General features: G+C 70.5%; 3 protein-coding genes and 1 pseudogene. All 4 read right to left on the bottom strand.

Annotation, left to right across the window (positions count from 1 at the left end):
- On the bottom strand, positions 1-1,157 hold a 1,157-nt coding region (locus tag AC2W7M_RS18740), incomplete at its 3' end, for a serine hydrolase domain-containing protein (protein WP_486133992.1).
- 137 nt (positions 1,158-1,294) lie between these two features.
- Positions 1,295-2,741: pseudogene (gene glpD / locus AC2W7M_RS18745) on the bottom strand (glycerol-3-phosphate dehydrogenase).
- Between the two features lie 164 nt (positions 2,742-2,905).
- On the bottom strand, positions 2,906-3,667 hold the full coding sequence (locus AC2W7M_RS18750; protein WP_486133994.1) for an SDR family NAD(P)-dependent oxidoreductase: 762 nt from the start codon (positions 3,665-3,667) through the stop codon (positions 2,906-2,908).
- Between the two features lie 122 nt (positions 3,668-3,789).
- Positions 3,790-5,421, bottom strand: a complete 1,632-nt coding sequence (locus AC2W7M_RS18755; protein ID WP_486133996.1) for an acyl-CoA synthetase — start codon at positions 5,419-5,421, stop codon at positions 3,790-3,792.
- Positions 5,422-5,596: the final 175 nt, after the last annotated feature.

Genomic DNA, 5,596 nt, shown 5'->3' on the forward strand with positions numbered 1-5,596 from the left:
CGAGGTCGCCGGCGGGCCGCGGCGCCGCGGGGCGCTTGAAGCGGGCCTGGCGCGGCCTCCGCCTGGGCCCTCGCCTTCTCCAGCGCACCCTTCATGGGGTCGAGGTCGGCGTCGCCCAAGAGCTTGCCGTAGATCCAGAAGGCCAGCGCATCGGGAAAGCCGTTGTTCTCCGCATTGGAGAGCACCACCACGCCAAACCCGTGCTCGGGCGCAAAGCCGAGATGGGCGCCGAAGCCGACCGTGCCGCCATTGTGCCAGATCACCCGCCCGTTCGCGGTCTGCGTCGTCACCCAGCCCATGTCGTAGGTCGAGACGTCGCTCATGGCGACGCGCGCCATGCGCGTCACCTTCAGGTTCTCCTCCGAGACGAGGCGCTTGCCCTCATGGGTGCCGCCGGCCATCTGCAGCGCGAGCCAGCGCGTCATGTCCTCGAGGCTGGAATTGATGTCGCCCGCCCCGCCGAGGGAATAGGGAAAGACCGGGTCGAACGGCACCTCCACCGCGCCCTTCGGATCGTAGCGGTGGCCCACCGCATGGTTGGGCGCGGCGGCGATGGCCTCGGCGGTGAAGCTGGTGGACGACATGCCGAGCGGGCTGACGATCTCCTTCTGCGCCACCGCGTTCCAGTCGGCGCCCTTGAGCGCGGCGGCGACGATGTCGCCCGCCACGAGGTGGGTGATGTTGGTGTAGGCGAAGCTGGAGCGGAACGAGGTGATGGGCTCGGCATGGCGCAGCGAGGCGACGAGCGCGGACGGCCCGTAGCCCAGCATGGTCATGAAGTCGTGCGCGTAGGGGGTGAGGCCCGAGCGCTGGGCGATGATGTCGAACAGCCGCATCTCGCGCGTCACCCAGGGGTCTTTCAGCGCGAATCGGGGGTGGCGGTCGACGATGGCGTCGTCCCACTTCAGCGCCTTGCGATCCACGGCGATGGCCATGGTGGTGGCGAGGAAGGCCTTGGTGGTGGAGCCGATCTGGAACACCGTCGCCGCGTCCACCGGCCGCGTGTCGCTCTTGGCGCGCACGCCGAGCGCGGCGCTGTAGGCAACCTTGCCGTCCACCACCACGGCGACCACGGCCCCGGGCACGTCGAAGCCCTTCATGCCGGCCTCGGCATAGGCTGCGATCTGCGGCCCCAGCGCCGCCGCGCGGGCGGCCATGGCGGCATCGGCGCGCGCCGGCCCAGCGGCACAGGAGAGCGCGGCCGCAAGGCCTGCGGCGAGAAGAACCCGTGGCGTGGAAACCCCGGCTGAAACCCGCATGCCCCGTTCCTCCCCTGTGCGATGTCGCGCTTTGCTCAGACTGCCACGTCGACGCCGCGGGTTGCCATGTAGTCGGCGAGCGCGGCCGCGTCCGCGGGCGAGATGCGCAGGCCGAGTTTGGTGCGCCGCCACAGGATGTCCTCGGCGGTCATGGCCCATTCCCGGTCCATCAGGTGATCCACCTCGCGCCGACAGAGATCCGGGCCGAACCAGGGGCCGAGTTCGGCCTCCGAGCGGGCCTCGCCGAGGATGCGGAACGCGCGCGTGCCGTAGGCGAGGAACATCCGGCGTGCGATCCGCTTGTCGAGGAAGGCGAAGCGCGTGCGCAGCAGCCGCAGCACCGTGTCGAACTCGGCAACGGGAAAGTCGCCGCCGGGCAGCGCCGCCTTGCCGGTCCAGGACCCCACAGTCATGGGCAGGTGGCCGGCGAGCGTGTCGAGCGCGGCTTCGGCGAGGCGGCGGTGGGTGGTCAGCTTGCCGCCCAGCACGGTGAGGAGCGGCGGCCCCTCGCGCGGAGCGTCGAGGGCGAGCGCGTAGTCGCGCGAGGCATCCTGCGCTGCGCCGGCGTGACCGTCGGCGAGCGCGCGCACCCCGGCGAACGCCCACACCACGTCGGCGGGCGTGACCGGGGCGGCGAAATAGCCGCTCGCGGCGTCGCACAGATAGGCGATCTCCTCGGGGCTCGGCTGAGCGTCCTCGGGCCGGCCGGAAAAGTCGCGGTCGGTGGTGCCGATGAGCGTGAAGTCGGCCTCGTAGGGAATGGCGAAGACGATGCGGCCGTCCACATGCTGGAAGAGGTAGGCGCGCTCGTGCGCATAGAGCTTCGGCACCACGATGTGGCTGCCCTGGACGAGGCGCAGGCGCGGCGCGGGATCGAGCTTCAGCGCATCGAGGACATTGCCGGCCCAGGGGCCGGCCGCATCCACCAGAGCGCGCGCCAGCACCGGACCGCGCCGGTCGCCGCGCGCCACCGTCGAGCTGCCACAGCGCGCCGCGCGGCGCGCCGCCACCACTTCGGTGCGTGTGAAGATGTCGGCGCCGCGGTCCGCCGCGTCGCGCGCGGTCAGAGCCACCAGGCGGGCGTCGTCGGCGAAGCAGTCCGAATACTCGAAGCCGTCTGGAAGCCCGCTTCAGCGGCGCGCCGAGCGGGCCGCCCGCCAGCGTGACGGCACCGCTGCGCGGCAGGACGCCCCGGCGGCCCATGAAATCGTAGGCCGCGAGGCCGAGGCGCAGCTTCCAGGCCGGCCGCATGCCGTCGCGGTACGGCAGCACGAACCGCAGCGGCCGCACCACGTGCGGGGCGATGGTCCACAGCACCTCGCGCTCGGCCAGCGCCTCCCGCACCAGACGGAACGCGCCGTGCTCCAGATACCGCAGGCCGCCATGGATGAGCTTGGTGGACGCCGAGGAGGTGCCGGACGCCAGGTCGCCCTTCTCGAACAGCGCGACCTTCAGACCGCGGCCGGCGGCATCGCGGGCGATGCCGCAGCCATTGATTCCGCCACCGATCACCGCCAGGTCATGGATCGGGTTGGTGGAGGTATCTTGTTGATCCAAAACGGTTCTCTCCCATATGCCCGCAACCGGACATTGCCCCGAACCTAACGGAACGTCGAGAGCGGCGCCTTGGATTCCGTGGCGCGCTGCTACAGACCGATCAGCCCGCCGGCGGCGAATCCGCCATCCACGGCAATATTCTGGCCGGTGACGAACGAGGACTTTTCCTGGTCCAGCAGGAAGACGATGGCGCCCGCCACCTCGCTGGGGGCGGCGTAGCGGCGCATGGGCACGGTCTGCATCCAGCCCGCGCGCGCCTCGGCGGTGTGGAGCGCCTTCACCATGGGCGTCTCGATGGGGCCGGGCGAGATGGAATTCACGCGAATACCCAGCGGGGCGAACTCCACCGCCAGGATCTGGGTGAGCTGGATCACCGCCCCCTTCGACGAGCCGTAGGCGGTGCGGCCGAGATTGCCGCGCATGCCGGACACCGAGGCGATGTTGACGATCGACCCGGCCTTGCGGGGCGCCATGGCCTTCGCCGCCTCGCGCGCCACCAGGAAGGAGCCCACCACGTTCACGTCCAGGATCTTGCGGAACAGCGCGGCCGAGGTCTCCAGCGCGGGGATGTCGGCGGCGATGCCGGCGGAGTTCACGACGCCCATGAGCGGGCCGAAATCGGCCTCCGCATCCTGCACCACATTCGCCACCTGGGCCTCGTCGGTGACGTCGACGCGGGCGAAGCGCACCTGGTCGGCGTGGGCCGCGAGCGCGGCGCGGGCGCTGTCGAGGCTGTCCTGGACCACATCGGCCGCCACCACGCGCCAGCCCTCGGCAAGGAGCGCCTCCACCACCGCGAGCCCGATGCCCGAGGCCCCGCCCGTCACGATCACGCTTCCTGCCTGAGACACGATGCTTCTCCTTTTTGCTGCCTGCGTCGTCCTGCGCGGGCGCGTCAGATGGACCGCGCGCCGGCCCCGTCGTTGGCGCGCCCCCTCTCCCGCACGCGGGAGAGGGCTTTTGTCTTCAATCGTCAGCCCTTCGGCGCTGGCGCGGCCGGGCCCAACAGCCCGCGCGCCTCGATCTCCTCGCGCACCATCTTCTTGGTGATCTTGCCGTAGGCGGACTTGGGCAGCGCCTCCCAGAAGAACACCCTGCGGGGCAGCTTGTAGCGGGCGACCTTGCCATCCAGGAACGCGATCAGCTCCTCGTCGGTGAGCGCCGCGCCGGCGCGCAGGACACACACCGCGACCCCCACCTCGCCCCACATAGGGTCGGGCACCCCGAGGATCGCCACCTCCGCCACCGCCGGATGGGTGAGCACCTGCTCCTCCACCTCGCGCGGATAGACGTTCGAGCCGCCGGAAATGTACATGTCGGAGGCGCGACCGGTAATGTAGACGAAGCCTTCCGCATCCATGTGACCGAGGTCGCCGGTGCGGAACCAGCCGTTGCGGAAAGCCTTCGCATTGGCCTCCGGGTTGTCGTAATAGCCGGCGAACACCGCCGGGCCGGTGACGCAGATCTCCCCCGTGGCGAAGGGCGCGACCTCCTTGCCCTCCTCGTCCTGGATCTCGACCTGCATGCCGGTGCGCTCATAGCCGCAGGTGCCGAGCTTCACGTGCGGGCCGTCCTCCGCCTCGTGGAGGGCGCAGGGCAACACGGTGATGTTGCCCGTGACTTCGCCGAGGCCGAAATACTGCACCAGAACCTTGCCGAGCTTTCTCAGCGCGAACTTCTGGTCCTCCCGGTACATGGGCGCGCCGGCATAGATCACGTAGCGCAGGGAGGAATGGTCGAACTGGTCCACCGCCGGATGCTCCACCATCAGCTTGGTGATGGTGGGCACGGTGAACAGGTTCGTGACACGCCATTCCTCCACCAGCCGCCACGCCTCGGTGCCGTCGAAGCGCTCGGAGGGCAGCAGGATGGTCTTGGCCGCCCGCGCCACCTGCACCAATTGGTGCACGCCCGCCCCGTGGGAGAGCGGCGCCACCACCAGGGAGGCATCCTCGTGGGTGGTGCCGGGCATCAGGTCGCACAGATGGTTGGTGACGACGAACGCCATCTGGCCGTGGGTGAGCACCGCCGCCTTGGGCCGCCCGGTGGTGCCGGAGGTGAAGAAGAACCAGCACGGATCGTCGCGCTCCACGTCCGCGTCGCGGAAGCGTTGCCCGAGATACGGCGCGAGCACGTCGTTATAGTCCGGGCCGAACGCCGCCGCGCCGATGGCGATGACAACGTCGATGGACGGCGCCTCGGCGCGCGCCGCCGCGACGTGCTCGGGGAAATCGGCGTGGCAGATCATCGCCCGCGCGCCGGAGGCGGAGGCGAGATAGGCCACTTCCGAAGGCGTCTGGCGGAAATTGGTGGGCACCCACACCGCGCCGAGGCGGAAGGCCGCGAACATGCTCTCGAACATCTCGAGGCAATTCTTCGACTGCACCAGGATGCGGTCGCCCTTGGCGACGCCCTTCGCGGCGAGCGCCGCCGCCATGGCGTCCACCCGCGCATCCATCTCGCCCCAGGAGGCATGATGGGCGCCGTGCACGAAGCCGATGTCGTCCGGGAAGCGCCGGCCGGCCTGGCGCAGGAAATGAGCGAGGTTCATCACCCGGTCGCTGACGCGGGCGAGGCCGCCGCGGGGGGCGCCGGTGGCAGTCATGGGAGGACCTCCAGGGACGAGGATGCGCCCGGCGCAGACGCACGGGCGCCGAACAGGGGGAAGATTCCGCAAGATACGCTCATACCGCGCCCGCCCTCGCGGGGATGCGCGCGGGCGGGGCCTTGGCAGCACCCCGGCTCTTGGCCGCGGCGCCGAGCGCGGCTTCGAGGCCCCG

The organism is Xanthobacter sp. BG11Y11_SDJG (genome assembly GCF_057364445.1).

Excerpts from the sequence above, each read along its gene's own strand:
- AC2W7M_RS18755 (WP_486133996.1), bottom strand. The coding sequence starts at position 5,421 with ATGACTGCCACCGGCGCCCCCCGCGGCGGCCTCGCCCGCGTCAGCGAC.